Source organism: Falsiroseomonas sp. HW251 (assembly GCF_050563545.1).
GTDB lineage: Bacteria > Pseudomonadota > Alphaproteobacteria > Acetobacterales > Acetobacteraceae > Falsiroseomonas.
Window position 1 is genome coordinate 137794 of the sequence record NZ_JBNXUM010000002.1, and the last position, 25191, is coordinate 162984.

The 25191-nt window shown below is 70.9% G+C and carries 22 protein-coding genes; 3 read left to right on the forward strand and 19 right to left on the reverse strand.

Features of this window, described 5'->3' with window-relative positions:
* Nucleotides 1-14: 14 nt before the first annotated feature.
* The 3 genes from pcaG to ACLF3M_RS02590 are packed head-to-tail and all read right to left on the reverse strand — an operon-like array spanning nucleotide 15 to nucleotide 2591.
* Nucleotides 15-650, reverse strand: coding sequence for a protocatechuate 3,4-dioxygenase subunit alpha (gene pcaG, locus ACLF3M_RS02580; protein ID WP_430655274.1), 636 nt, complete (start codon nucleotides 648-650; stop codon nucleotides 15-17).
* A gap of 3 nt (nucleotides 651-653) precedes the next feature.
* The gene (pcaH, locus tag ACLF3M_RS02585) at nucleotides 654-1379 is read right to left on the reverse strand and encodes a protocatechuate 3,4-dioxygenase subunit beta (protein ID WP_430655275.1); all 726 of its coding nucleotides are present in this window, start codon (nucleotides 1377-1379) and stop codon (nucleotides 654-656) included.
* A 39-nt stretch (nucleotides 1380-1418) separates the two neighbouring features.
* Nucleotides 1419-2591, reverse strand: coding sequence for a 4-hydroxybenzoate 3-monooxygenase (locus ACLF3M_RS02590; RefSeq protein ID WP_430655276.1), 1173 nt, complete (start codon nucleotides 2589-2591; stop codon nucleotides 1419-1421).
* Between the two features lie 211 nt (nucleotides 2592-2802).
* Between ACLF3M_RS02590 and ACLF3M_RS02595 the strand changes: the two genes are divergently transcribed.
* A complete protein-coding gene (locus tag ACLF3M_RS02595; RefSeq protein ID WP_430655277.1) occupies nucleotides 2803-3732 on the forward strand; it encodes a helix-turn-helix domain-containing protein in 930 nt (309 codons plus the stop codon).
* Between the two features lie 59 nt (nucleotides 3733-3791).
* Here the strand turns inward: ACLF3M_RS02595 and ACLF3M_RS02600 are convergent, their stop codons facing one another.
* From ACLF3M_RS02600 to ACLF3M_RS02620, 5 genes are read right to left on the reverse strand one after another with little or no spacing between them, the layout of a single operon-like run.
* Complete coding sequence (locus ACLF3M_RS02600; protein ID WP_430655278.1) at nucleotides 3792-4532, reverse strand: ABC transporter ATP-binding protein; 741 nt, start codon at nucleotides 4530-4532, stop codon at nucleotides 3792-3794.
* Nucleotides 4529-5362 carry an ABC transporter ATP-binding protein gene (locus ACLF3M_RS02605; RefSeq protein ID WP_430655279.1) on the reverse strand — a complete coding sequence of 278 codons (834 nt, stop codon included), beginning with the start codon at nucleotides 5360-5362 and terminating at the stop codon, nucleotides 4529-4531. The genes ACLF3M_RS02600 and ACLF3M_RS02605 overlap by 4 nt, the downstream gene beginning before the upstream one ends.
* The gene (locus ACLF3M_RS02610; protein WP_430655280.1) at nucleotides 5359-6261 is read right to left on the reverse strand and encodes an ABC transporter permease; all 903 of its coding nucleotides are present in this window, start codon (nucleotides 6259-6261) and stop codon (nucleotides 5359-5361) included. Before ACLF3M_RS02610 ends, ACLF3M_RS02605 begins: the two co-directional genes overlap by 4 nt.
* Entirely contained in the window at nucleotides 6258-7271 is a 1014-nt protein-coding gene (locus tag ACLF3M_RS02615; RefSeq protein ID WP_430655281.1) for an ABC transporter permease, read from the reverse strand. The genes ACLF3M_RS02610 and ACLF3M_RS02615 overlap by 4 nt, the downstream gene beginning before the upstream one ends.
* A complete protein-coding gene (locus tag ACLF3M_RS02620) occupies nucleotides 7268-8878 on the reverse strand; it encodes an ABC transporter substrate-binding protein (RefSeq protein WP_430655282.1) in 1611 nt (536 codons plus the stop codon). Before ACLF3M_RS02620 ends, ACLF3M_RS02615 begins: the two co-directional genes overlap by 4 nt.
* Nucleotides 8879-9025: 147 nt before the next feature.
* Between ACLF3M_RS02620 and ACLF3M_RS02625 the strand changes: the two genes are divergently transcribed.
* Entirely contained in the window at nucleotides 9026-9793 is a 768-nt protein-coding gene (locus ACLF3M_RS02625) for an SDR family NAD(P)-dependent oxidoreductase (RefSeq protein ID WP_430655283.1), read from the forward strand.
* Between the two features lie 25 nt (nucleotides 9794-9818).
* Here ACLF3M_RS02625 and ACLF3M_RS02630 read toward each other — a convergent pair whose 3' ends face one another.
* The 5 genes from ACLF3M_RS02630 to asnB are packed head-to-tail and all read right to left on the reverse strand — an operon-like array spanning nucleotide 9819 to nucleotide 15723.
* Nucleotides 9819-10958, reverse strand: coding sequence for a hypothetical protein (locus ACLF3M_RS02630; protein WP_430655284.1), 1140 nt, complete (start codon nucleotides 10956-10958; stop codon nucleotides 9819-9821).
* Nucleotides 10955-11950, reverse strand: a complete 996-nt coding sequence (gene nadE, locus ACLF3M_RS02635) for an NAD(+) synthase (RefSeq protein ID WP_430655285.1) — start codon at nucleotides 11948-11950, stop codon at nucleotides 10955-10957. Before nadE ends, ACLF3M_RS02630 begins: the two co-directional genes overlap by 4 nt.
* Nucleotides 11950-13491: a class I adenylate-forming enzyme family protein gene (locus ACLF3M_RS02640; RefSeq protein WP_430655286.1), complete on the reverse strand. Its 1542-nt coding sequence runs from the start codon at nucleotides 13489-13491 to the stop codon at nucleotides 11950-11952. Before ACLF3M_RS02640 ends, nadE begins: the two co-directional genes overlap by 1 nt.
* Nucleotides 13481-13762 carry an acyl carrier protein gene (locus ACLF3M_RS02645; RefSeq protein WP_430655287.1) on the reverse strand — a complete coding sequence of 94 codons (282 nt, stop codon included), beginning with the start codon at nucleotides 13760-13762 and terminating at the stop codon, nucleotides 13481-13483. Before ACLF3M_RS02645 ends, ACLF3M_RS02640 begins: the two co-directional genes overlap by 11 nt.
* Nucleotides 13759-15723: an asparagine synthase (glutamine-hydrolyzing) gene (gene asnB / locus ACLF3M_RS02650; RefSeq protein WP_430655288.1), complete on the reverse strand. Its 1965-nt coding sequence runs from the start codon at nucleotides 15721-15723 to the stop codon at nucleotides 13759-13761. The genes ACLF3M_RS02645 and asnB overlap by 4 nt, the downstream gene beginning before the upstream one ends.
* Before the next feature lie 375 nt (nucleotides 15724-16098).
* Between asnB and ACLF3M_RS02655 the strand changes: the two genes are divergently transcribed.
* A complete protein-coding gene (locus tag ACLF3M_RS02655) occupies nucleotides 16099-18420 on the forward strand; it encodes a right-handed parallel beta-helix repeat-containing protein (protein WP_430655289.1) in 2322 nt (773 codons plus the stop codon).
* Nucleotides 18421-18469: 49 nt separating this feature from the next.
* Here ACLF3M_RS02655 and ACLF3M_RS02660 read toward each other — a convergent pair whose 3' ends face one another.
* The 6 genes from ACLF3M_RS02660 to ACLF3M_RS02685 all read right to left on the reverse strand — a co-directional run bounded on the left by ACLF3M_RS02660 (nucleotide 18470) and on the right by ACLF3M_RS02685 (nucleotide 25088).
* Nucleotides 18470-19207 (reverse strand): class I SAM-dependent methyltransferase, encoded by a 738-nt coding sequence (locus ACLF3M_RS02660; protein WP_430655290.1) that lies wholly within the window; start codon nucleotides 19205-19207, stop codon nucleotides 18470-18472.
* Nucleotides 19204-20697, reverse strand: a complete 1494-nt coding sequence (locus ACLF3M_RS02665; protein ID WP_430655291.1) for a glucosamine inositolphosphorylceramide transferase family protein — start codon at nucleotides 20695-20697, stop codon at nucleotides 19204-19206. Before ACLF3M_RS02665 ends, ACLF3M_RS02660 begins: the two co-directional genes overlap by 4 nt.
* Nucleotides 20698-20767: 70 nt before the next feature.
* Nucleotides 20768-21535, reverse strand: a complete 768-nt coding sequence (locus tag ACLF3M_RS02670; protein WP_430655292.1) for a WecB/TagA/CpsF family glycosyltransferase — start codon at nucleotides 21533-21535, stop codon at nucleotides 20768-20770.
* The gene (locus ACLF3M_RS02675; RefSeq protein ID WP_430655293.1) at nucleotides 21535-22545 is read right to left on the reverse strand and encodes an NAD-dependent epimerase/dehydratase family protein; all 1011 of its coding nucleotides are present in this window, start codon (nucleotides 22543-22545) and stop codon (nucleotides 21535-21537) included. The genes ACLF3M_RS02670 and ACLF3M_RS02675 overlap by 1 nt, the downstream gene beginning before the upstream one ends.
* Before the next feature lie 41 nt (nucleotides 22546-22586).
* The gene (locus ACLF3M_RS02680; protein ID WP_430655294.1) at nucleotides 22587-24023 is read right to left on the reverse strand and encodes an exopolysaccharide biosynthesis polyprenyl glycosylphosphotransferase; all 1437 of its coding nucleotides are present in this window, start codon (nucleotides 24021-24023) and stop codon (nucleotides 22587-22589) included.
* A gap of 66 nt (nucleotides 24024-24089) precedes the next feature.
* Nucleotides 24090-25088: a UDP-glucuronic acid decarboxylase family protein gene (locus tag ACLF3M_RS02685; RefSeq protein WP_430655295.1), complete on the reverse strand. Its 999-nt coding sequence runs from the start codon at nucleotides 25086-25088 to the stop codon at nucleotides 24090-24092.
* Nucleotides 25089-25191: the final 103 nt, after the last annotated feature.

Genomic DNA, 25191 nt, shown 5'->3' on the forward strand with positions numbered 1-25191 from the left:
GCGCCCGGCGCCGGTCAGAGATCGAAGAAGACGGTCTCGCCCTCGCCCTGCAGCCGGATGTCGAAGACATGGACAGGCCTGCCGTCGCGCATCTCCTTGCGCGCGACCAGGGTCTGACGGCGCGCCGGTTGCTCGATGATGTTCAGCACGGGATCGGCGGCGTTCGCGGCTTCCTCGTCGCCGAAATACATCCGTGTCCAGAGCCCGGTGTTGATGCCGCGCGCGGTGATCCAGAGGGTCACGTGCGGCGCCATGGGCCGCCCCGCGCGGCCGGCGACGGCGCCGGGCTTGATGGTGTCGAACCCCCACACGCCGGTCTCGAAATGCGTGCCCGTGCGTCCCCAGCCGCGGAAGGCCGGATCGGCCGACTTGCCCTGGCGGTCGGCGGGGTGGCCGTAGCTGCCGGCGGCATTGGCCTGCCAGACCTCGACCATCGCGTCGCGCACCAGCGCGCCGGTGCCGTCGTAGATACGGCCCTCGATGCGGATGCGCTCGCCCTTCGTCGCCGGCGTGACCATGGTCTCGCCGAGGTTGTTCTCGAAGATGTCGAAGCCGGCCTGCTTCGGGATCAGGCCGATATGCACATAGGGACCCGCGGTCTGCGACGGCGTTTCCGGGAGGTAGCCGAGCTCGGGCGTCGAAGCGGTCATGGCTCAGTTCCCCTGCAGCCGGTTCTCGAACAGGATGGAGCGACTGCCGCGCAGCACGATGTCCCATTTGTAGGCCAGCGTGTGCAGCGGCACCGAGGCGTTGAGGTCGAGCTTCGCGACCAGCCTCTCCCGCGCCTTCGGGTCGGGGATGGTGCCGAGGATGGCGTCATGCGGGATCAGCGGGTCGCCCTCGAAATACATCTGGGTGATCAGGCGCTGCGCGAAGCCCGATCCGAAGACGGAGTAGTGGATGTGCGCGGGCCGCCAGTCGTTGACGCGGTTGCGGAAGGGATAGGCGCCCGGCTTCACCGTGCGGAAGAAGTAGCGGCCTTCGCCGTCGGTGATGCAGCGGCCGCAGCCGCCGAAATTCGGGTCTATCGGCGCCTCGTAGCGGTCATTGGCGTGCCGGTAGCGGCCCGCGGCGTTGGCCTGCCAGAACTCCACCAGCACGTTCGGCACCGGGCGCGCATTGCCGTCCAGCACGCGGCCATGGACGATGATGCGCTCCCCGATGGGGTCGCCGCCATGCGCGTAGTTCCGCACGAGGTCGTTGTCGAGCGGACCCAGCTCGTCGTGGCCGAAGACCGGACCGGTCACCTCGCTCAGCGAGTTCTGCAGCGACCACAGCGCGAAGCGCGGCGACCGCAGGACGGAGGTCTTGTAGATCGGCGTGAGCGCCGGCGGGTGGGCATCCACGTCGCGTTGGTGGAACTCGTTCGCATAGGGCATCGGGTCTGGTCCTCTCATCCTTGCCGTGGAGCGGTAGGCTCAGCCAAAGGCCGGCCCGACATAGATCTCGGCCAGCGCCGCAGCCGCCGAGGGGTTGGTCGCGACGAAGTCCAGCTCGGCGATCTGCCGCCGCTCGTCGAAGTCGCTGCCGCCGGGGAAGTTGTGCAGCATCGAGGTCATCCACCAGGAGAAGTGCTGCGACCGCCAGATCCGCTTCAGCGCAGCCGCGGTGTAGCCCTCTATCAGCGCGGTCGAGCCATCCGCGAAGAAGGCGCCGAGCGCGCGTTCGAGGTGCCAGACGTCGCTCGCCGCCAGGTTCAGCCCCTTGGCGCCGGTGGGCGGGACAATATGCGCGGCGTCGCCGGCGAGGAACAGGCGTCCGTGCTGCATCGGCTCGCAGACGAAGCTGCGCATCGGCACGATGTTCTTCTGGAAAATGCGGCCTTCCCTGAGCCTGAACCCGTCCTCGCCGGCGACGCGCGCCTGCAGCTCGGCCCAGATCCGGTCCTCCGGCCAATTGTCCACGCTGTCGTTGGGGTCGCACTGGAAATACATGCGCTGCACGTCGGCGGTGCGGCTGCTGATCAGCGCGAAGCCGCGGGGATGGCGGGCGTAGATCAGCTCATGCGAGGAGATCGGGGCCTCGCACAGGATGCCGAACCAGCCGAAGGGATAGACGCGCGAGTAGTCCCGGCGCTGCGCCTCCGGGATCGCCTGGCGGCCGACGCCGTGGAAGCCGTCGGCGCCGATGACGACGTCGCAGTGCAGGACATCGGGCCCGTTCGGGCCCTGGAAGCGGATGGCGGGACGCGTCGTCCCGAGATCCTCGATCGCCGTGACCTTGTGCTCGAACAGGATCGGGCCGCCCTGAGCGAGCCGCGCCGCGATCAGGTCCTTCAGCACCTCGTGCTGCGGATAGAGCGTGACGACGCGCCCGGTCAGCGCCTTGAAGTCGATGCGGTGGTTGCGGCCGGCGAAGCGCAGGATGGTGCCTTCATGCGTCACGCCTTCCTCGTGCAGGCGACCGGCGACGCCGAGATCCTCCATCAGCTCGACCGTGCTGCGTTCCAGGATGCCGGCGCGGATCGTCGCCTCGATCGCCGCGCGGTCGCGCGATTCGATGACGACGCTCTCGATGCCCCGCCTGGCGAGCATGAGGGAGAGCAGCAGCCCCGCCGGCCCCGCGCCGACGATGCCGACCTGGGTGCGCATGTCAGCGCCCCGCCCGATCGGCCTGCGACGTCGCGACTTGGACCTTTCCGGGCCGGGTCATGGCGGTTCCTCCTGGGCTCGGCCACGGTTCTGGGCGGGCCGTGCTTCCAGGCGTCTGTCTAGCGCGCGGGCGCCTTCGCGGCGACGGAAAAGCCTTGCACGCAAGCCGTGAAGTCTTGGACGGATCTGGCCGGCGCGGTAGCCTTCGCGCATGCGTCCGGGCACGCGCCGAATCCCCTCCATCGGCATCTTCGGCGAGGCGCCGGAGGTCACGACCACTTTCGTCCATGCCGAGCGCATCCAATCCCGCGCACCCTCCCACGACTGGGAGATCAGCGTGCATCGCCACGCCCATCTCGCCCAGGCGCTGGCGGTCACGCAGGGCGGCGGCGTGCTGCGCGTGGATGCGATCGAGCAGCCCTTCGAGGCGCCCTGGCTGGTCTGGATCCCGACCGGCGCGGTGCATGCCTATTCCTTCACGCCGGGCACGGACGGCATCGTCGTCTCGGTCAGCGCCGACGTGCTGGAGACCGTGATCGGCGGAGAGTCGAACGCCGCGCGCCCTGGGCGCGACGCCGAAGCCGCGCGGCTGCGCGAGGCCGCGGAATCGATCTTCGCGGGACCGATGCCGCGGGTCGAGCAGATCGACCTCAACGCCGGCGCAGTGCTGGAGGCGCTGGCGCGTGAGGCCGCGGGCGAGTTGCCGGGATCGGGCAGCGCGGTGACGGCGCTGCTGCGCCTGCTGCTGGTCGGGCTGCTGCGGTCCCGCGCGCGCCAGGCCGGCGCGCCGCACGCCGCCGCCGCGCGCGCCGAGATCCACCGCCGCTTCCGCCGCCTGGTCGAAGCGCATTTGCGCGAGGCCTGGCCCATCGCCCGCTTCGCGAAGGCGCTGGCCGTCACCACGGACCGCCTGCACGCCGCCTGCACCGAAGCCGTGGGCAAGGCACCGCAGGCCATCCTGCACGACCGGCTGATGCTGGAAGCCCGCCGCAACCTGATCCACACACGCCTGTCGGTGTCGGAGATCGCCTTCGACCTGGGCTTCCGCGACCCCGCCTACTTCTCCCGGTTTTTCGCGGCGCGCGCGGGGATGAGCCCCGCGGCGTATCGGCGGCTCGGGGATCCGGAGAGGGGGGCGTAGCGCCCGTTGCCCCTCGGGAGGGACGCTGTCCCTCCCGAACCCTCCCCGGGCAACCCGCGCTACGCCGCCTCCTCCAGATCCCGGGACAGCGCGATCAGCTCCCGCGTGTGCTCGTGCACGGCCCGGCCGGCACGGAGGTCGGGCACGGCTAGCGTTTCCACGATCAGCCCCTGCTGCATCACTGCCAGCCGGTCGCAGAGATGCGCGACCACGGCCAGGTTGTGGCTGACCAGGATGCAGGTGAGTTGGCGCGCACCGCGCAGGTCGGCCAGCAGGTTCAGCACCTCGGCCTGCACGGAGACGTCGAGCGCGCTGGTCGGCTCGTCCAGCAGCAGGACTGAGGGGTCGGAGATCAACGCGCGCGCGATCGCCACGCGCTGGCGCTGGCCGCCCGAGAGCTGGTGCGGGTAGCGGAAGCGCACAGCGCGAGGCAGCGCAACCTCCTCGAGCCCGCGTCGGATGCGCGCCTCGGCGTCAGGGATGCCGTGGACGGCGAGCGGTTCCGACAGGATGCGGTCCACGGTCTGGCGGGGATGCAGGGACCCGTACGGATCCTGGAAGACCATCTGCACCGCGCGGAAGAAGGCGCGGTCGCGCCGCCGGCCGAGCGGCCGCCCCTGCATCGCCATCCCGCCGGTCCAGTCCGTGACCAGGCCCGCGATGGCGCGCAGCACCGTCGACTTGCCGGAGCCGGATTCGCCGACCAGGCCGAAGGTCTCGCCGCCCGCCACGGAGAAGGACGCGCCGCGCACCGCGTGCACCCGGCCGAAACGCACGTCGAGGTCCTGCACCTCGATCATGCGAGCCAGCCGGGATCGCGCGCCAGCACCGGCAGCCGCGCCACCGCGCGATCCAGCCGCGGCATGCAGTCCAGCAGCCCGCGCGTGTAGGCGTGCTGCGCGTTGTGCAGCTCCGAGGCCGGCAGCTCCTCCAGCACGTGGCCGGCATACATGACGGCGACGCGGTCGCAGAAGCGGCTGACCAGCGGCAGGTCGTGGCTGATCAGCATCAGCCCCATGCCCCGGTCCGAGACCAGGCGGTCGATCAGCCGCAGGATCTCGGCCTGCACGGTGGCGTCGAGCGCACTGGTGGGTTCGTCCGCAATCAGCAGGTCGGGCTGCGGCGCGAGCATCATCGCGATCATCACGCGCTGTCCCATGCCGCCCGACAACTGGTGGGGATAGGCGTCGTAGACGCGGCGCGGATCGCGGATCAGCACCTGTTCCAGCAGTTCGAAGGCGGCGTCGCGCGCCTCCTTCGCGCTGCCCTTCCGGTGTGCCGCCCAGGCCTCGGCGATCTGCTGGCCCGCGGTCATAACGGGGTTCAGCGAGAACTTCGGATCCTGCAGGATCAGCCCGATCCGCGCGCCGCGCAGCTTCTGCATGTCGCGCGCCGAGGCCGCGGCGACGTCGATCCCGTCGAAGCGCAGCGCCTGCGCCGCGACGCGCGCCTGCGGAGGCAGCAGCCGCATCAGCGCGCGGCCGGTGACGGACTTGCCGGAGCCGCTCTCGCCGACGATGCCGAGCTTCTCGCGGGCCATGACGATGGAAACGCCGCGCACGGCGGGTACGCGCCCGGAAGGCCCCGGGAAATCAACGTGCAGGTCGCGGATCTCGACCAGCGGCGTCATCGCTGCTTCGGGTCCAGCACGTCGCGCAGCCCGTCGCCCAGCAGGTTGAAGGACAGCGACGCCAGGAAGATCGCGATCCCCGGGATCACCGGCACCCACCACTGCTCCAGGATGAATCGCCGCGCCGTCGCGATCATCGTGCCCCATTCCGGCAGCGGCGGCTGCGCGCCGAGGCCGAGGAAGCCGAGACCGGCCGCCGTCAGGATGATGGACGACATGTCGAGCGTCACCCGCACGATAACCGACGGCAGGCAGACCGGCGCCACATGCCGCAGCACGATCCGCCAGGGCGACGCGCCGAGCATCCGCACCGCCGCGACGAAGTCGGAATCGCGGATGCGCAGCGTCTCGGCCCGGGCGAGACGCGCAGGGGGCGGCCAGGCCGTCAGCGCGATGGCGGCGATCGCGCTCTCCACGCCCGGCTTCATCGCCGCGACGAAAGCCAGCGCCAGGATCAGCCGCGGGAAGGCCAGGAAGACGTCGGTGGTGCGCATCAGGATGCGGTCGAGCCAGCCGCCGGCGTAGCCCGCCGCGCACCCCACCAGCAGCCCGAAGGGCGCGACCAGCAGCACGACCGCGACCACCATCCCCAGCGTCAGCCGCGCGCCATGGGCGACGCGCGACCAGATGTCGCGGCCGAGTTCGTCCGTGCCGAGCCAATGCCCGGCCATCGGCGGCTTCAGCCGGTTGCCGAGGTTCTGCACGCCCGGGTCATGCGTCGCGAGCCAAGGCGCGAAGACCGCGACGAACAGCATCGCCAGCGCCACCGCCAGCCCCGCCACGGCCAGCTTGTTGCGCCGGAAGGCCAGCCAGGTCTGATAGGCCTGCCCCCAGCTCGCCTGCGCGCGCGACGCCGGCGCGTCCGACAGCAGCCAGTCGCGAAGGGAGACGTCCCTCATCGCACCCGCGGGTCCAGCAGGCGATACAGCAGGTCGGCAAACAGGTTGAGGGCCACGTAGATCAGCCCGACCACCAGCGTCGCGCCCAGCACCGCGTTCATGTCCGCGTTCAGCAGCGACACCGTCAGGTATTGCCCAAGCCCCGGCCAGGAGAAGATCGTCTCCGTCAGCACCGCGCCTTCCAGCAGGCCGGCATAGGTCAGCGCGAGGACGGTGACCATCGGCACCGCGATGTTGCGGAAGGCGTGGCGCCAGATGATGCGCGTTTCGCTCAGCCCCTTCGCTCGCGCCGTCGTCACGTATTCCGATGACAGCTCCGCCAGCATGAAAGCCCGCGCCATGCGTGCGATGTAGGCGAGCGAGAAGAAGGCCAGCACCCCCGCGGGCTGCGCGAGATGCGCCAGCGCGTCGCCCAACGCCTCCCACTCGCCGGCCAGCGCCGCATCCAGCGTCAGCACGCCGGTGCGCACATCCACCATCCCGTCGAAGGCGATGCCCTGCCGCCCCGGCCCCGGCGCCCAGCCAAGCCTCGCGTAGAACAGCAGCAGCGACAGCAGGCCGAGCACGAAGACCGGCAGGCTGTGCCCAGCCAGGCAGAACAGCCGCACCGCCTGGTCCGTCCAGGATCCCTGCCGCACCGCCGCCAGTACGCCGAGCGGCACGCCGACAATCGTCGCCAGGATGATCGCGAGCGTCGCAAGCTCGAAGGTCGCGGGGAAGAAGCGCGCGATGTCCTGCGTGACGGGATTGGCCGTCATCACGGACCGCCCGAGGTCGCCCGACGCGATCTGCTCGACGTAGCGGACGAATTGCTGCGGCAGCGGCTTGTCCAGGCCCAGCTCGAGCCGCGCGCGCTCCACGACGTCCTGCGGCGCGCGGTCGCCGACGATCGCCAGCACCGGATCGATCGGCACCACGCGCCCGATCAGGAAGGTGACCAGCACCAGCCCGAAGAGCGTGATCGGGACGGTGGCGAGGGTCGCCCCGAAGGCCCGCAGCCGGGGACTCACCCCTTCGCGATACCCGAGTAGCGGTTGCGGTCGTTCATTGGCCCGAGATCGAGGCCGGTAACGCTTGTGCGCATGACTGCAACCTCGATTTCCTGCAGCAGGATGACAAAGGGCGAGACCTGCTGGTGTTCGCGCTGAAGCGCCAGGTAGGTCGCCACGCGCCGCGCCGCATCGGTGTCGCGCACCGCGGCCGCGGTCTGCTCCGTCAGCTGCGGGATCTCCCAGCTCGCCCGCCAGGCCAGCGTGCGGTTGCGCGCGTTGTCGCCGTTGTCCGGGTTCATGCTGAAGGCCTCGGCGTTGCTGTGCGGGTCGAAGTAGTCCGACCCCCAGCGAAGCAGCGCCATCTCGTGCTGCCGGGCACGGGTCTTGGTGATGACCTGGCGCTGCTCCGCCGGCAGCATGCGCAGCCGGATGCCGACCGAGGCAAGGTTCGCCTGGACCGCCTGCGCGATATCGGACTGGGGCGGGGCGGAGGGGTAGTCGAAGCTGAGCTCGAAGCCACCTGCCGCGCCGGCCGCCTGCAGCAGGCGCCGCGCCTCCTCCTGGCGCTGGGAGAAGGGCTTGTCGGTCAGCGCGCCAGGCAGCCCCTCCGGCAGGAAGGCCTGGTGCACATCGTAGATGTTGGCGACGATGTTGCGCTGGATGCCTTCGTAGTCGATCGCCCACTTGATGGCCTGGCGCACCTCCGGCTTCGCCAGCATCGGGTGGCGCTGCGACAGGCTGAGATAGAGCAGGTTCGCCTTGCGCGATGGCAGCACGGTGTAGCGGCTGTCGCTGCGCAGCTGCGTGATCTGATCGGCCCCGAGGTTGCGCGCGATGTCGACGTCGCCCCGCTGCAGCCCGAGGAGCTGCGCGGAGCCGTCGGGCATGTGGCGTATCACCATGCGCCGCGTGCGCGGCTGCGGATCGGCGTTCGGGTTGGCGTCCAGCATCACGCTCTCGCTGGCGCGCCAGCCGCGCAGAACATAGGCGCCGCCGCCCGCCGAGTTCTGCTTCAGCCAGCCATTCCCGAAATCCTCGCCCTGCGCGCGCGCCATCACTGCCGCCTTCTCGACCACCGACCCGACGGCGGCGGACAGGCAGTAGTAGAGGAAGGACGGCGACGTCGCCTCAGCGCATTCGATGATCAGCGTCTGCGGGTCGGCCGCGCGGATGCGCTGCTCGGCATTGTCCTTCGTGAAGCCGAACTGGTTGATGATGAAGGCCGGCGCCTTGTTCAGCACGGCCGCGCGCCGCAGCGAGAAGGCGGCGTCCTCCGCCGTCACGGGCTGGCCGGAGGCGAATTTCTGCCCCGGCTTCAGCCGGAAGGCGAAGCTGCGGTTGTCCGACGTCTCCCAGGCTTCCGCGAGGTCGCCGACGATGCGCGCGGGGTCGGAGTTCGGCGTCGTCACCAGCTTCCGATAGACGTTGCCGATGATCTCGCTGCCCGAGTACTCGAAGGCCTCCGCGGGATCGAGGCTGGTGATGTCGTCGATCTGCTTGGCCATGACGATGACGCCGGCGGGCGACTGCGCTTCCGCCTGGTGCGTGCCGGTCGCCAGCAGCGGCACGGCGAGCGCGGCGGTTCCGCCGAGCAGCGCGGCCCGGCGCGTGATGTCCTGGGACATGGTTGCCTTCCTTCCTCCCCGAGCGGGCCTCCCCGAGCGGGTCGCCGGCGCCAAGACTGCTCGCCCCGGCCCGGCGCCGCAAGCGCGCGGGTTGCCTTGCGGCGCGCCTCGCGACGTGGAAACTGGCTGACCCGAAGGGAGGTCCCCATGCGCTTCGCCGGCCAGAAGGTCGTGGTCACCGGCGCCGCCGGCGTCTATGGCCGCGCCATTGCCGCCGCCTTCGTCGGGGAAGGCGCGCATTGCGTGCTCTCCGACCACGACGCCGCGACGCTCGCCTGGGCCGCCGCCGCCCTGCCCGCCGACCGCATCACGCTGCACGCCGCCGATCTCACCGACGACGCTGCGCTGGACGGCCTTGTCGCCGCGGCCAATGCCGGGGGCGCGCCGCATGCGCTGGTCAACAATGCGGGGCTCTACCCCTTCATTCCCCTGATGGAGTGCACGCCGGCGGAATACGACCGCATCCTGTCCGTCAACACGCGCGCGCCCTTCCGGTTGATGCAGGGCATCGGCGGCGCAATGGCGGCGGCGGGGCGCGGTTCCATCGTCAACGTCACCTCCGCCGCGGCCGAGGTGATCCGCGGCAACGGCGTGCCCTACGGCGCGTCGAAATGCGCGCTGGAATACCTGACGCGCGCCTTCGCGATCGAGCTCGGCCCGTCCGGCGTGCGCGTGAACTCCGCCCGCCCCGGCTTCGCCGAGGGCAGCGCGCTGGTCTCCATGCCGCCGGGCTATGCGGAGGCGATCCGCGCGCGCTCGCTGCTCGGCCGCTCCGGCCAGCCGGAGGATTTCGCCGCGCTCGTGGTGTTCCTGTGCTCCGACGAAGCCCGCTTCATGACGGGCTCCATCCTCGACAATGGCGGCGGCGGCCACATCAACCGCCGCGATGGCGCCTCCACCCGCGCACGGAGCTGACGCCCCGGCCAAACGGCGCCGCCCGTCAGGCCCCGCGGAAATCCCCGTCGGTGAAGCGCGCCCAGGAATCGCCCCAGAGGCAGGTGACGCTGGCCTCACCGCGCGCCACCGCCTGGGCCAGCGCGGCGTTGCGCGCGTGCACCAGCGAGAAGCCCTGCATGCGCAGGAAGACCGCCTGGCGCACCTGCAGCGCATCCATCAGCGCCGGCAGCTCAGGCCGGTTGCGGCCCGTCACTGCCGTGGCGCCGCGTTCGCTCGCGTGCCACAGCAACTCGTCCACGACGAGCTCCGCCATGGCCGGCGCGGCGACGAGGTGGAGCACCTGCAGCGGCCCCCGTGGCCCGAGATGGCCGAGATAGCCGCCCGCGACGCGGCCGCGCCGGTCGCGCACGATCCGGATCACCGGCACGCCGCGCCGTTCCTTCCGCACGGCCTGGCCGATCATCCAGCGCAGCGCGGGCAGGTCGGGCTGCGGCGCGATCGGCGCCGCCGCCGAATCGCCCGACACGAGGTCGGCGAAGGCCTCGGCATCGGCATCGTCGCCCTCGGCCGCCTTGGGCTTCTCGACCGGCCTCGGCACCGGCACCAGCCGGGCGAGCGCCTTGTCCACCAGTCCGGCCGCCCCGGCGGCGTGGCGCAGCATCGGCGCGCGGCGCGCCAGGGCGAAGGCCGCGAAGCCCGCCGGCCGCAGCAGGCGGATCCAGCTCAGGCTGTGCGACGGCAGCGGCGTCGCGCCCAGCGCCAGCCACATCCGGCGCACCGGCGGCGTCGCCGTCTCGTTCAGGGAAATGTCCTGCGGCCCGTTGAGGAAGGCGCGCATCAGCCGCGCGCCGACATGCGGGTTCTCCTCATGCCGGTCCACCATGCCAGTCGAGGCGATGGCGGCGCGGATCGGCCGGCCCTCCTGCCGCAGCCGCAACGGCAGCGTGCCGACGAAACCAAGCATCGCGCCGTCCGCCGCGACGCAGACATGCGACGGCATGTCCGGCGCCGCCCAGGGATGCTCCAGGAAGGTCTCGACAAGACAGGATCCGAGCAGCGGCACCGACGCCTCGGGCTGCGCATAGACCCGCTGGAACAGCCGGGCGACCTCGGGCACGTCCTCGGCCCGGAAGGGCCGCAGCTCTTCCTGCCGGCGCGCGACGAGCGGCAGTGCGAGGTTCACGGCGGCCCGATCAGCAGCGGTCCGGCATGCAGATAGGCCGCCGCGCGCCGCTTCGCCGCGATGTCGCGCCAGGCGATCCCGACCTGCGCTTCCGTCAGGCCCGTCGCGCGCGCCGTCGCCTGCGGATCCACGCCGCCGTCCAGCGCCGCCATGCAGAGATCCAGCGTCGCGTGGTCGACCGAGAAATAATACTCGTCCTGCGACTGCGGCAGCGACCAGGTGTCGGTGGTCGGCGGGCGGCGGCGGATCGCCTCGGGCAGCTTCAGGTGATCGGCCAGCTGGTAGACCTGCGTCTTGAAGAGATGCGCGATCGGCTTGATGTCGGCCGCGCCGTCGCCGCCCTTCACGAAGAAGCCCTGGTCGTATTCCAGCCGGTTCGGCGTGCCGGCGACGGCGTAGTTCAGCCGGTCCGCGTGGGTGTATTCGATCAGCTTGCGCGTGCGCTGCTTCATGTTCGCCGCCGCGATTACCGCGAGATAGGCCGCGGCGGGCAGGCGGTGGCGCTGCTGCGTGCCGTCCGGCGCCTGCACGACCAGGACGGAGATGTTGTAGCCCTGCGCGCGCATCGCCTGGTCCAGCACGACCTTGCAGCCCCAGCCCGGGCCGAAATCCGGCACGATCGCGCGGATCGCCTCGTCGCGGCGGGCGTAGCAGCCCAGCGCCTGCAGCGCTGGCGCGATATCCTCCCGCACGCATTCGATGCCGAGGCGCTCGGCCAGCATGCGGCCCAGCGTCTCGCTTTCGGGGTCGGAATCATGCTCCGGCATCAGGATCCCGAAGACGCGGTCCGGCCCCAGCGCCGCGACGGACAGCGCCGCCGTGACGCTGCTGTCGATGCCGCCGGACAGGCCGACGACCACGCCGCGCTTGCGCATCGTCGCAAGCCCGTCGCGCAACCCCGCGCCGATGCGCGCGACCTCCGCCGCCGCATCCAGCCGCAGCGCGTCGCGCCCGAAACCCTGCCCGCGCGCGGGCCCCACCCCATCCGGCATCACGCCACCTCCACGAGCCCCGCGACGGCGCGGCGGCTGATCTTCCCGTTGTCGGTCTTGGGCAGCGCGTCGCGGAACTCGACGAGCTTCGGCACCATGAACTCCTCGAGCCGCGCCGCGCAGTGCCGCTGCACCTCGCGCGCGGTCAGCGTCGCGCCCGGCCGCGGCACGAGCACCGCCTTGATCGCCATGCCCAGCACGGGATCGGGCACGCCGATCACCGCGGCCTCCTCGACCGGCAGTTCGTAGAGCACGGCCTCGATCTCCTTCGGCGCGACCTTCTCGCCGCGCGTCTTGATGATGTCGTCCATGCGCCCGACGAAGGTCAGGAAGCCGTCGGCATCGGCGCGGAACAGGTCGCCAGTGTGCAGCACGCGCTCCCACGGGTTGGGGCCGGGGCGCAGCGCGCGCGCGGTCGCCTCGGGATCCTCCCAGTAGCCCTGCATGACGTGCTCGCCGCGGACGACGAGCTCGCCAACGGTCCCAGGCGGCACGCGGCGGCCGGATTCGTCCACGATCCAGGCCTCGGTGCCGGGGATCGGGATGCCGCAGGAACCGGGGCGGCGGTCAATTTGCCCTGGCGGCAGCCAGCTGATGCGCTTGCACTCGGTCTGGCCGTACATCGCGATGATCGCGGTGCGCGGCAGCATCGCGCGCAGCGCGTCGAGATGCGCGGGCGGCAGCGCTGCGCCGGCGACCGTCAGGTAGCGCAGATCGTCGAAGGCGCCCGCCGGCGCGTCCTGCCGCAGCAGCATCGCGACGATGGTCGGCACCACGGGCAGGCCGGTCACGCGCTCCTCCGCCATCCGCGCCAGCACGGCCTGCGGAAAGGCGAAGGAGCGTTCCAGCACCAGCGTCGCGCCGACCTTCACCGCCGTCAGCAGCTGGTAGAGGCCATAGCTGTGCGACAGCGGCAGCACGTTCAGGATGACATCGCGCTCGTCATTGCCGAGATAGGCGATGCAGGCATCGGCCGCGGCCTCGACGTTGCGGTGCGTCAGCATCACGCCCTTCGGCCGCCCGGTGGAGCCCGAGGTCCAGACCAGCATGCCGAGGTCGAGCGCGATGCCCGGCGCGGCGGGCGGTCGCCCTGCCGTGGCCAGCGCCTCGTCGAACAGGATCGCGCCGGGCAGGCGCGGCCTGGTGCCGCCCGGCGCGGCGACGAGCGCGCAGCGCAGATGGGCCGAGCCCGCCGCCGCTTCCTCGGCAACCAGCAGAAGCCGCGCGCCGGCGACCAGCGCGGCAGCGCGGCAATGGTCCAGCATCTGGCGCAGCTTCGCCGGCTTCGTCGCGGGATGGATGGGCGAGAAGACCGCGCCGGCCTTGGCGCTGCCGAAGATGGCGATGGCCGTGTCGGCGTCGTTCTCCGCCAGGATGGCCACGCGGTCGCCGCGCCGGACGCCGCGCGCGGCCAGCGCGGCCGCGATGGCGTCCGACGCCGCGTCCAGCTCGGCGAAGGTCATCCGACGTTCGCCGCAGACCAGCGCGACCTTGCCAGGCCAGCGCCGCGCGGCCGCCGTCAGGAAATCCTCAATCCGCATGGTCCGCCATAGCAGCACGCGCCGGCGCGTCCCGCAGCCGCGACTGGACATAGGCGACCAGGCCGGCGACGGAGTCGAAGTTGGCGGGCACGATGTCGGTGTCTTCGACCTTGATGCCAAATCGGCTCTCCAGGAAGGCGACGAGCTCCAGCACGCCCGTGGAATCGATCAGCCCGGCCTCGAGCAGCGAGGCGTCGTCCGTCAGGTCGCCCTTGCCGTAGAGCAGGTTGTCCTCGAGCTGCTGGCGGATCGTGTCGCGGATGGTGTTCATGAACCGGTCTCCAGGGCGGGAAGAAGGGCCGGCGCGCCTGCCGCGCGCCGCCCGAACTCGCTGTGCCAAAGCTGCGTCGTCAGCACGCCGAGCAGCGACTGGCTGTCGCGGAAGCCGATCGGCCCGCGCGCGCTCTTGCGCGCCAGGCGGGCCACGGCGTCGGGATCGAAGAGCCCGGTCGCCGCGAGGTTCCGCGGCGACAGCGCATCCCCCACCCAGTCCGGCGCCCCGGGGCCGAAGAAGCCGCGCGCATCGGGCGCGCGATAGGGCTGTTTGATGCGGTTGGTGATCGCGGGCGGGAGCCGATCCTCGAAGGCGGCGCGCAGCACGTGCTTCTCCCGCAGGCCCTTCAGCTTCACCTCGGGCGGGATGCGCGTCGCGAAATCGATCACGCGCGGATCGAGATAGGGGAAGCGCGATTCCACGGCGTGGCGCATCGCGACCCGGTCGGATTGCGCGGACAGGATGTAGTCCGGCAGCAGGTAGGACGCTTCCAGGTACTGCGCGCGGTGCAGCCAGTGCCAGCGCCCGAACTCCGCGGGCAGGTCGGCGCGCATCTCGTCGAGCGCGTCGTAGCCGTCGAGGCGTTGGCGCAGCGCGTCGGAATAGAAGGCCCGTGCGCCGGCGGCGACCGCGAAGCGCGGCAGGTGCGAGAAGAGCGGATCGCCGACGCGGTCCAGCCCTTGCGCGAAGAACGCCTTGAGATAGGCCGGCCCCTGCTGGCGGATGCCCGGCAGCCAGGGATAGAGCCGGCGGAACAGCAGCGGGCGGATCTGGCTGTCCGGTTGACGCGCGCAGAACTGCCGCAGCTTCGCCTCCTTGAAGAGGTCGTAGCCAGCGAAGACTTCGTCCGCGCCCTCTCCGGTCAGCACCACCTTCATGCCGTTGCGCCGCACCAGCCCCGCCAGCCCCATCATTGGCGCCGGCGAGGCGCGCAGCAGCGGGCGCTCGGCGTGGCGGATCACCTCGGGCAGCATCGCCGCGATGTCCTGCGCCGTACAGCGCAGGCTGTGGTGGTCGGTGCCGAGCACGCGGACCATCGCCTCCTGCTCCGCGCTCTCGTCGAACTCCGCCTCGTCGAAGGTGAGCGAGAAGGTCTCGAGCCGGCCGGGCACGGCGTCGCGCGCGAGCGTCGCGATGATGGCCGAATCGATGCCGCCGCTGACATAGGCGCCGACCGGCACGTCGGCACGCAGCCGGATCCGCACGGCGTCGTCCAGCAGCGCGCTGAGCTCCTCGACGATCCGCTTCTCCGGCACCGCCGCCGGTTCCTCGCCGAGGCGCGGGTAATCGAGCCGCCACCAGCGGCGCAGGGTCGTGCCCTCGGTCGTCGCCAGCAGCATGTGGCCCGGCGGCAGTTCCTGGATGTCGCGGAAGGCCGTGCGCGGCGGCAGCGGGAACCACAGCGACAGGATCTGGTCCAGCGCCACCGGATCCATCTCCGGTGCCGGGCCGGGCATGGCGAGCAGCGCCTTGATCTCGGAGGCGAAGCCGAGCCGCCCGCCGCGCAGCGCGTAGTAGAGCGGGCGCACGCCGACCCGGTCGCGCGCCAGCATTAGGCGCTGCCGCCGGCGGTCCCAGATCGCGAAGGCGAAGTCGCCATTGAGCTTGGCCAGGCAGTCCGGCCCTTCGCGCTCGTAGAGCTTCAGGATCACCTCGGTGTCCGAACGCGTACGGAAGCGCACGCCGCGCGCGGCCAGCTCCTCACGCAGCTCGACATGGTTGAAGACCTCGCCGTTGAAGCTGATGGCGAGGTCGCCGGTCTCGTCCAGCATGGGCTGCGCGCCGCCCGCGAGGTCCACGATGGACAGCCGAGCATGGGCCAGGCCGCAGGCCCCGTCGCGGAAGACGCCCTGCCCGTCCGGCCCGCGATGCGCGACCTCGGCCAGCATCGCATGCAGCAGGCGGTCGGCCGGATCAGGGGGCGCGGATTGACAGAGATAGCCGGCGATGCCGCACATGAAATCTTCGGTCCCGATGAAGCGGTCCGCAGGCTAGGCCCTGCCGTGCGTCTCGGCGCCACAAGAGTTCGTTGGATGGCGCTCACGGATGCGCGTGCAAGCCGTCACGACGGCGGTTCGCCGCGGCAGGCGGCAAGAACAGGCGAAGCCATCTCCGAGTACTTCGCTGAAACCGGGCCGATAGTCGCAGTCTAGGCCATCTCGAGGCACGATGAACCAGAGTCGTTCCAGAAGAGTCATGGCTCGCCGGTTCGCCGTTGATTCCGGCTTCGCTTCGATTGCGACGAAGCGCGACGAAACGACAGATATCGCGACTTGATACCGGGACGCTGCGCTCTCATTGCTGTGATCAACCACAGATTGAGGGTACGCCACATGGCTTCAACCAGCGTCGGTCTGACCGGCACCACCTACTCGGCGCCGGCAGGCGCGGTGTTCATCGCGGCGGGCACGGACATCATGTCCGTGGTGAGCAAATACCCGGCCGGCACCGCCTTCCTGCTCGGCTCTGGGACCTTCTACGGCCAGACCATCTCGCCGCGCAACGGCGACCAGTTCTACGGCCAGCAGGGCACGGTGCTCGACGGCAACGGCGCGACGAAGGCCTTCTGGGGCCAGGGCGTATCGAACGTCACCATCGCCGGGATCTCCTTCACCGACTATGCCGCGCCGGGTTCGGGTATCGGCATCCTCGGCACCGACGGCGGTTCCAGTGGCTGGAAGGTGCTCGGCAACCAGTTCTACGGCAATGCGGACGGGCCGGTGCTGATGCTGGGCGGCGGCATGCTGGTGCAGGACTGCTACTTCCACGACAACGCCGACAACGCGATCGCGTCGTGGAACGTGAGCGGCGCGATCATCCAGAACTGCGAGTTCTCCAACAACCACATGTCGGGCGAATCGCCGTTCAGCGCCACGGGCAGCGGCGCGGCGGTCAAGCTGGCGCAGACCACGAACGTGCAGTTCCTGAACAACTACGTGCACGACACCGTGGCGGGCCCCGGTATCTGGACCGACATCAACTGCTCCGGCACCGTGATCGACGGCAACACCATCACCCGCAACGCCGCCGGCGGCATCTTCATCGAGCTCGACTACGGTACGGTGATCCGCAACAACACGATCACCGACAATAACAAGACGCTCTACGAGGGTTTCCAGGGCGGCGGCATCTATGTCTACAACGCCCAGAACGCCGACATCTACAACAACGTGATCGCCAACAACGGCGGCGGCATCTGGCTGTACGAGGGCAGCCGCGGCACCGGCAGCCAGGGCGAGTGGCTGACGCGCAACGTCAGCATCCACGACAACACCGTCATCGCGACCAGCGGGCAGCACGGCGTCGGCGGCACCGCGACGAATGACGGGTCCATCACCTTCGGCAACGACGACTACAACCTCTCGGGCACCGCGAAGTTCGTGTATGGTGGCACCGTCACCGCCGCGCAGTGGCAGGCGCTGGGCTACGACACCGCGGGATCGGGCTCGATCTACAACGCGACCTGGTCGGGCACGACGACGGGCGGCGGCACGACAGGCGGCACCACCGGCAGCACCGCCGGCGGCACCACCGGCGGCACGACCGGGAGCGGCACGACCGGGGGCACGACGGGCTTCACGCCCGCCGCGCTGGCCTATGGCAGCGGCACCGACACGCTGGTGCTGAAGATCTCGCAGGACGCCTGGAACGGCAGCGCGCAGTACACCGTCAGCGTGGACGGCGTGCAGCAGGGCGGCACCTGGACCGCCTCGGCGCTGCACGGCTCGGGGCAATCCGACACGCTGACGATCAAGGGGAACTGGGCGGCCGGCACGCACAGCGTCGCCGTCACCTTCCTCAACGACGACTGGGGCGGGAGCGCGACGACCGACCGCAACCTCTATGTCGACGCGATGAGCTATGGCGGGACCGCGGTCGTCGGCGCGACCGCGACGCTGCTGACCAACGGCGCCCAGAGCCTCGCCTTCACCGAGGCCGCCGCGCCGACCTCCGTGCCGGTCGCGCTGAATGTCGGCACCGGGCCCGACACGCTGGTGCTGAAGATCTCGCAGGATGCCTGGAACGGCAGCGCGCAGTACACCGTCAGCGTGGACGGCGTGCAGCAGGGCGGCACCTGGACCGCCTCGGCGTTGCACGGCTCGGGGCAGTCCGACACGCTGACGATCAAGGGGAACTGGGCGGCCGGCACGCACAGCGTCTCGGTCAACTTCCTCAACGACGACTGGGGCGGGACCACGACGACCGACCGCAACCTCTATGTCGATGCGGTCAGCTACGACGGCAAGGCGGTCGTCGGCGGCAGCCTGGCGTTCTCGAGCAACGGCGCCAAGGGCATCGCCTTCGTCGAGGCGGCCGGCGCGAGCCTCGCCGGCACTACCGCGGCCGACAAGCTGACCGGCACGGCCGGCGAGGACACGATTCGCGGTGGCGCGGGCGGCGACATCATGACCGGCGGCGGGGACAGCGACACCTTCATCATCGGGCCGCGCGCCGGCTTCGATCGCATCACCGACTTCGAATCCGGCAGCGACCACATCCTGTTCCGCAACATCACGGCAACCCAGGTGACGACCAAGGCCGCGACCTACAACGGCGTCACCGGCACCGACGTGTTCTACGGCAACGGCACCAGCCACCATGTCTTTCTGGAGAACGTGACCAAGGTCGCCGCGGGCGACTTCCTGTTCGGCTGAAGCAGGCGGCCCGCGTCCCGGCGGGATCCGCCGGGACGCGGGCTTCGCCTCATGCCTGTACCGACTCCATCGGCCAGATGCCCAATACGCGGCCGGGGGCGACGGAATCGTCTGGGATGATCCGTTGCGGCGGCGGCAGCCGGAAGGGCGGCCGGCAGAGATTGAGCCGCCGGTAGTCGCCGTCGCGGATGTCGGCGTTGAACCAGAACTGCATGTCCGACGTCGCGACCAGCCAGCGCGCCCCGGATGCCGCCATGTTGCGCACCGCCCCGAGCGCCGAAGCATGCGACAGGTGGAAGAGCACCTCCCGGCACAGCACGACATCGCCGGCCGGCAGGGGGTCGCGTGTCGCATCAAGCACCTGGAAGGCGCGGCGCGGCCCGCCATACCGCTCGGCGTTGCGAGCGATCACGTCCTCGACGATATCCAGCCCGATGTAATCCCAGTCGCCCTGCACGTGGCGCATCCAGTTGAAGTCTCCGCACCCGACATCGACGAGCCGTCGGCAATGCAGTTCGTCCAGCACCGCCTTCAGGCGGCTGCGCAGCAGCTGCGTCGCGTCGCTGGTCGACCCGATGCCCGACCGGCTGTCCTGGCCCTCGCGATGGACCCAGATGCCGTCGCGGTAGACCGCGGAGAACACCTGGGCGCGCTCGCCGCCTACGGACAGGTGGTCCATGTTGAATCCGCGCCACCGGTTGAGACCGATTCGAACGCTGTCCAGCCCAGAACGGAACATCAGGTGCCGAGCCAAGGCGCGCAGCGACTGGGCGTGGTTGTAGGTCATGGCTTTCCCCAGAATGCAATGCGTGGCACGCGGGCAGATCCATCGATCACCTCGAGCCGGCCATCGCGGTTCAACGTGTGCAGCCGTCGCCCGGGCCACGGGCCGCCTGGCGGGATCGCGTGCCGTACCACCTGGGCGAAACCGCCCTCGTCGAGCCGCGTGACCTCGGCCAGGCCGAGCGCCGCGCCGTAGCGCGTGCCGCATTCCTGCACGGGCCGCCACAGCTTGCCTTCGCGACGCAGGAAGACGCCCGCGGCGCGCGCGGCCTCCCCGCTCAGCAGGACCGGATTCGCACGATGCGCCCGCCACGGACCGGTCAGCGACGGTGCGACGAAGATGCACAGCACGTCGGAGCCGGAGCCCGCCCCGGTGCCGACCGTCGCGAACATCCACCAGCGGCCTTCGTGGAACAGCAGCGTCGGGTCGTTGGCCTCGATGTCGGTGAGCAGGTCGGCCTCGCGCTCCCAACGGTCGGGGAACCGCACGGCGCGGTAGAGCGTGACGCGGCGCGCGCCGATGCTCTCAGGCACCATCCAGGCCTCGCCGGCATGCTCGAAGACCTGGGGATAGGAGAGGTGCCAGGGCATGTCGAGCACGGTCATGACCGGCCCCTCGGGGCCCTGCGCGCCGCACTCGATCGCGGCAAGGTGGCCCTTGCCGCGCCGCCGGTCGAACTCCTCGAAGAACAGGGCTTGCCGGCCCTTGTGCGTCATGACGAAGGGATCGGCGTAGAAGGCGTCGGGCGGGCTCGGCAGCACGTTCCAGGGGACGCCGCCGAGGTCGCCGCGCGACCAGACGTCGCCATCCACCAGACGCCAGCCGATGCGCCAATGGCCGGGCTGGAAGGCAAGCCGGAACAGGCCGCGCGCGGCGATGGTGCCGAAGCGCCGCGCGCTGTCGCGCAGCACCGCGCGCGCGCCCGGCATGAGGGCGGGCTCGACGGCAGCGGCCGGCACGGCATCGTCCGGTCCTACCCTCTGCAGGCGCGCGAGCAGCAGGCCGAGCCGGTCGATCACGGCGTCGAAGGCCTCGCCCAGCGTGTTCGCGGCGTCGAGCGAGGCCGAGCCCTGCGCGACGACCTCGCCGCTTCGCCGCACCTGCAGGTGCGGGTTCCGCCCGGCGAGCAGCGCATTCAGCAGAGCGGCGTCGCCGGGCCTGCCGTCGAACAGCGGCTGCAGCGCCGCACCGGCCGGCACGGCGGCGCCGGTGAGGTCGATGGCGACGCCGTCCGGCGGCGCGTCGCGCTCCGGCTCCACGTCGCCCGGCTGCAGTCCCGGAACGCGATGTCGCAGCACGAAGCCCGCCGTCGTCGCCCGTCCCGCGGCGACCAGCCGTGGCCGGGCGCCGGGCAGTTCACGCGCCAGCCGGGTGAGCAGGTCCAAATGCCAGCGGAGCACGCGCGGCACGAGCAGGCAGATCGGCGCGGCGGCCCCGCTCGCGGCGTGGCGCCCCACCTCGGTAGGCGGGTACGATGCGGCAATCTCGTTCACGGCACGGCGCTCCGCATCGCGCCGCGCGCACCCGCCGGCGAGGGCAGCCTGGCCGGCACGGCAACCCGTGTCATTCGATGCTCCAGCGCCTCAGCCCGGTCTTCTGCGCCAGCACCAGCATCGCGAATTCCGGGTTGTTTCGGAGATAGCGGCGCCACAGCCGTCGCGGCTCCATAGCCAGGCGGAAGGCCCATTCCATGCCGCTGCGCTGGATCGCGCGCGGCGCCTGACGGACCCGGCCGGCGTGGAAGTCGAAGGCGGCGCCGACGCCGATCAGCACCGGCGCGTCGAGCACCGCGCGATGCGACGCCATCCAGCGTTCCTGCTTCGGCGTGGACAGGCCCACCCAGACGATGTCGGCCCCGCTGTCGTTGATGCGCGCCACCGCGTCCTCCTCCTCCTGTTCGGTCAGGGGGCGGAAGGGCGGCGACCAGCCGCCAGCGACGGTCGCGCCGGGGAAGCGGCGTGCGATGGAGGCGCGCAGCGCGGCCTGCGTCTCCTCCGACGCGCCATAGAGGTAGTGGCGCCAGCCCCGCTTCTCGGACTCCGCCAGCAGCGCCAGCATCAGGTCGGGGCCGTAGACGCGGTCGGACTCGCGGTGGCCGGCCGCCTTCAGCATCCACACCAGAGGCATGCCGTCCGGCGTAACGAGGCCGGCCTCGTTGTGGATGCGGCGCAGGGCGGGGTCGCGCTGGCTCTCCATCACGCCATGGACGCCGCTGACGCAGACATAGCGACGTTCCCGCCGCGCGATCCAGCCGGCGATCGTCTCGACGGCCAGCGCGGGATTGAGCGCGCTGACGCCGACGCCAAGGACATTCACGCGCGGCGGGGACATCAGGCGGTCTCGTGGACGCGCGCCCTGGCGCCCTGCACCATCTCGTCATGGATCCAGCGATAGGTGCGCTCCATGCCGTCATGCAGCGAGATCCCGGGCGCCCAGCCCAGCACGCGCTGGATCAGCGTATTGTCGCTGTTGCGCCCGCGCACGCCCTTCGGCGCATCGAGCTTGTAGCGGCGCCGCAGCCGCACGCCCGCGATCGTCTCCACGATGTCCACGAGCTGGTTGATGGAGACCAGCTCGTCGCTGCCGAGGTTCAGCGGCTCGAGGAAGCTGCTGTCCATGATGCGCCGCGTGCCGGTGACACAGTCGTCGATGAACATGAAGCTGCGGGTCTGCTCGCCGTCGCCCCAGATCTCGATCTCGTGGCTGCCCGACAGCTTGGCTTCCAGCACCTTGCGGCAGATCGCGGCCGGCGCCTTCTCCCGCCCGCCATTCCAGGTCCCGTGCGGCCCGTAGACGTTGTGGTAGCGCGCCATCCGCGTCTCGAGGCCGTAGTCCTCGCGGAAGTGGCGGCACATCCGCTCGGTGAACAGCTTCTCCCAGCCATAGCCGTCCTCCGGCATGGCGGGATACGCATCCTCCTCCCGCAGGGCCGTCACGTCGGCCTGGGTCTGCTTGCCCGCGGCATAGACGCAGGCGGAGGAGCTGTAGAAGAAGCGCCGCACGCCCGCCTCGGCCGCGGCCTGCAGCATGTGCGTGCTGATCAGGACGGAGAGCATGCACTCCGCCTTGTGCGTCTCGATGAAGCCCATGCCACCCATGTCGGCGGCGAGGTTGTAGACCTCCGACGCGCCGCGCACGGCCGTGCGGCAGGCCTCGATGCCCGAGAGGTCGAGCACCAGGTTCTCGGCGTCGGCGAAGCGCTGGTACCATTCGCGCGCGGGCTTGCGATCCACAGCACGGACCATCCGGCCCTCGCGCAGCAGCGCGGCGACGAGGTGCCCGCCGATGAAGCCGCCGGCGCCGGTCACGACGACCGGGCGCAGGTTGTGCATGCCGTCCATGTCAGTCTCCTTGGGGAATGTCGGGATCGCGGCGGACATCGTCAGTCCGCCTTGGTGGAGGCGAAGCCGCCGAGCGCGGTGCGCAGCAGGATGCGGAGGTCCAGGGCGAGCGACCAGTTCTCGATATACCAGAGGTCGAGCGCGACACGCCGGCGCGCCTTCTCCAGCGTGTCCACCTCGCCGCGGGACCCGTTGACCTGCGCCCAGCCCGTGATGCCGGGCCGCACCAGGTGGCGCGCGCGGTAGTTCGCCACCGCCTCGAAGTAGTAGTCGCCCTCGACGCGCATGTGCATGGGATGCGCGCGCGGCCCGACCAGCGACATCTCGCCGCGCAGCACGTTGATGAGCTGCGGCAGCTCGTCGATCGAGCTGCGGCGGAGGAAGCGGCCGACCGGCGTCACGCGGGGATCGCGCGCGACCGTGCGCTGCGCGCCGGTGACGTCGCAGCTGTCGGTGCGCATGGTGCGGAACTTCAGCACCTCGATGGGGCGCGACCCCGCTCCGAAGCGCCACTGGCGGAACAGCACCGGCCCCGGCGAGGTCAGCTTCACCGCCACCGCTGCCGCCAGCAGCACCGGCGACAGCGCCACCAGCGCCGCCGCGCCGACCAAAAGGTCGAGCCCCCGCTTGGCGACGCCGGCGCCGCCGCGATGCGGCGTGCCCGCGATGTCCATCAGGCGCAGCGCGGTGCGCCGCGGCGTCCAGGCCAAGGCCGATCCGTCGAAGGCCAGGCACAGCAGCACCGGCTGGTCGAGAAGCCGTTCGCGCAGCGCCGCAATGCGCGCGGCGTCGCAGCCCGGCATGGCCAGCGCCACCACCTGCACCTCGCCCGCCTGCACCAGGCGCATCAGCCGCGCAATGTCATCGTCCGAGGCGTCGTCGAAGCGGCCGGCGAAGCGCCAGTCTTCACGCACGTCGCGCGCGAGGGCCTGCACCAGCGGCTCGGTCTCCGCCGTGGTGCCGACGATCGCCATGCGCGGCACCGCGCCGTCGATGCGCCCGGCCAGCGCCGCCGTGCCGCGCCGCAGCCCCGCCGAGATGCCGCCCGACACGAAGGCCCAGAGCAGCACCCATTCCGCGGCCTGCGGCGCCGCCTCCGGCCGGCTGAGCAGGATGACGACCGCGAGCGCGCCGAGCGCGATGCAGGTCGCGGCCAGCGCGCGCGCGGCCGCGGCATGCGGCGGCCGCAGCCAGTCCTGTTCCCCGGCGGGGCGCATCGCGCGGCGCAGCGTGGTCGCCAGCACGGCCGCGATCAGCGCCAGGCCCAGCGTCTGCCCGGTGCCGATCTCCGCCGCCACCGGCGGGAAGGCATGGCGCGTCAGCAGGCCGACCAGCATGACCTGCATCGCATCGATCAGCACGAGCGTCACGCGCAGCGCGTCGTCGTTCGCGCGCGACGCCGGCCCCGCCGCGCGAGCGCGCGGCGAGGGGTCGGCGATCAGCTCGCGCAGTTCGGCGACGGCATGAGAGTGGATCATGGTCACCTCGGTTGGGGGGAAGCACGAGGGCTCGCTGCAGGGCGCGGGGGGCGCCCTGCGGCGTCGTCAGGGCGTACCGGCGGCGGCGCGCGGCGCGTGGATGCTGCGCGCCGGGCCGAGGCCAAGCGCGAGGCGGAAATAGGCGATGGTCGGCTTCAGCCCCTCCTCGAGCGGCGTCGTCGGCTTCCAGTCCAGCAGCTTCGTCGCCCGCGTGATGTCGGGCCGGCGCTGCTTCGGATCGTCCGCCGGCAGCGGCGCCTTGACGATGCGCGAGGAGGATCCCGTCAGCGTCAGCACGAGCTCGGCGAGCTGCAGCATGGTGAACTCGACGGGATTGCCGAGGTTGACCGGGCCTGTCTCGTCGCCCGGGCTGTCCATCAGCTTCAGCAGCCCGTCGACCAGGTCGTCCACGTAGCAGAAGCTGCGTGTCTGGGTGCCGTCGCCATAGACCGTGATGGGATCGCCGCGCAGTGCCTGCACCACGAAGTTGGACACCACGCGCCCGTCATTCGGATGCATGCGCGGCCCATAGGTGTTGAAGATGCGCGCGACCTTGATCTCCAGACGGTGCTGGCGGTGATAGTCGAAGAACAGCGTCTCCGCGCAGCGCTTGCCCTCGTCGTAGCAGGCGCGCGGCCCGATCGGGTTGACATGGCCCCAGTAGGGCTCGGCCTGCGGATGCTCGCGCGGGTCGCCATACACCTCCGACGTCGAGGCCTGCAGGATGCGCGCGCGGGTGCGCTTGGCCAGGCCGAGCATGTTGATCGCGCCATGCACGGACGTCTTCGTGGTCTGCACGGGGTCGTGCTGGTAGTGCACGGGGGACGCCGGGCAGGCCATGTTGAAGATGCGGTCCACCTCCACGTAGAGCGGGAAGGTGACGTCGTGGCGCATCGCCTCGAAGCGGGGGTCGCCGATCAGCGCGGCGATGTTGGCGCGGGTGCCCGTGAAGTAGTTGTCCACGCAGAGCACGTCCTCGCCGGAGCGCACGAGCCGCTCGCAGAGGTGCGACCCGATGAATCCCGCGCCGCCTGTCACCAGGATTCGCCTGTTCACGCCCGACATGGCAGCTCTCCTTCGAAACGGAACCACAAACCGACGTTGTTCTTGTAACGATCAAGTCACTTAGAAAGTTAGTGTCGGCTCGGATCGTTCTATGCTTGGGTGA

Coding starts and splice junctions, on each gene's coding strand:
- pcaG (WP_430655274.1), bottom strand. CDS start 650: ATGACCGCTTCGACGCCCGAGCTCGGCTACCTCCCGGAAACGCCGTCG.
- pcaH (WP_430655275.1), bottom strand. CDS start 1,379: ATGCCCTATGCGAACGAGTTCCACCAACGCGACGTGGATGCCCACCCG.
- ACLF3M_RS02590 (WP_430655276.1), bottom strand. CDS start 2,591: ATGCGCACCCAGGTCGGCATCGTCGGCGCGGGGCCGGCGGGGCTGCTG.
- ACLF3M_RS02595 (WP_430655277.1), top strand. CDS start 2,803: ATGCGTCCGGGCACGCGCCGAATCCCCTCCATCGGCATCTTCGGCGAG.
- ACLF3M_RS02600 (WP_430655278.1), bottom strand. CDS start 4,532: ATGATCGAGGTGCAGGACCTCGACGTGCGTTTCGGCCGGGTGCACGCG.
- ACLF3M_RS02605 (WP_430655279.1), bottom strand. CDS start 5,362: ATGACGCCGCTGGTCGAGATCCGCGACCTGCACGTTGATTTCCCGGGG.
- ACLF3M_RS02610 (WP_430655280.1), bottom strand. CDS start 6,261: ATGAGGGACGTCTCCCTTCGCGACTGGCTGCTGTCGGACGCGCCGGCG.
- ACLF3M_RS02620 (WP_430655282.1), bottom strand. CDS start 8,878: ATGTCCCAGGACATCACGCGCCGGGCCGCGCTGCTCGGCGGAACCGCC.
- ACLF3M_RS02625 (WP_430655283.1), top strand. CDS start 9,026: ATGCGCTTCGCCGGCCAGAAGGTCGTGGTCACCGGCGCCGCCGGCGTC.
- nadE (WP_430655285.1), bottom strand. CDS start 11,950: ATGCCGGATGGGGTGGGGCCCGCGCGCGGGCAGGGTTTCGGGCGCGAC.
- ACLF3M_RS02640 (WP_430655286.1), bottom strand. CDS start 13,491: ATGCGGATTGAGGATTTCCTGACGGCGGCCGCGCGGCGCTGGCCTGGC.
- ACLF3M_RS02645 (WP_430655287.1), bottom strand. CDS start 13,762: ATGAACACCATCCGCGACACGATCCGCCAGCAGCTCGAGGACAACCTG.
- asnB (WP_430655288.1), bottom strand. CDS start 15,723: ATGTGCGGCATCGCCGGCTATCTCTGTCAATCCGCGCCCCCTGATCCG.
- ACLF3M_RS02655 (WP_430655289.1), top strand. CDS start 16,099: ATGGCTTCAACCAGCGTCGGTCTGACCGGCACCACCTACTCGGCGCCG.
- ACLF3M_RS02660 (WP_430655290.1), bottom strand. CDS start 19,207: ATGACCTACAACCACGCCCAGTCGCTGCGCGCCTTGGCTCGGCACCTG.
- ACLF3M_RS02670 (WP_430655292.1), bottom strand. CDS start 21,535: ATGTCCCCGCCGCGCGTGAATGTCCTTGGCGTCGGCGTCAGCGCGCTC.
- ACLF3M_RS02675 (WP_430655293.1), bottom strand. CDS start 22,545: ATGGACGGCATGCACAACCTGCGCCCGGTCGTCGTGACCGGCGCCGGC.
- ACLF3M_RS02680 (WP_430655294.1), bottom strand. CDS start 24,023: ATGATCCACTCTCATGCCGTCGCCGAACTGCGCGAGCTGATCGCCGAC.
- ACLF3M_RS02685 (WP_430655295.1), bottom strand. CDS start 25,088: ATGTCGGGCGTGAACAGGCGAATCCTGGTGACAGGCGGCGCGGGATTC.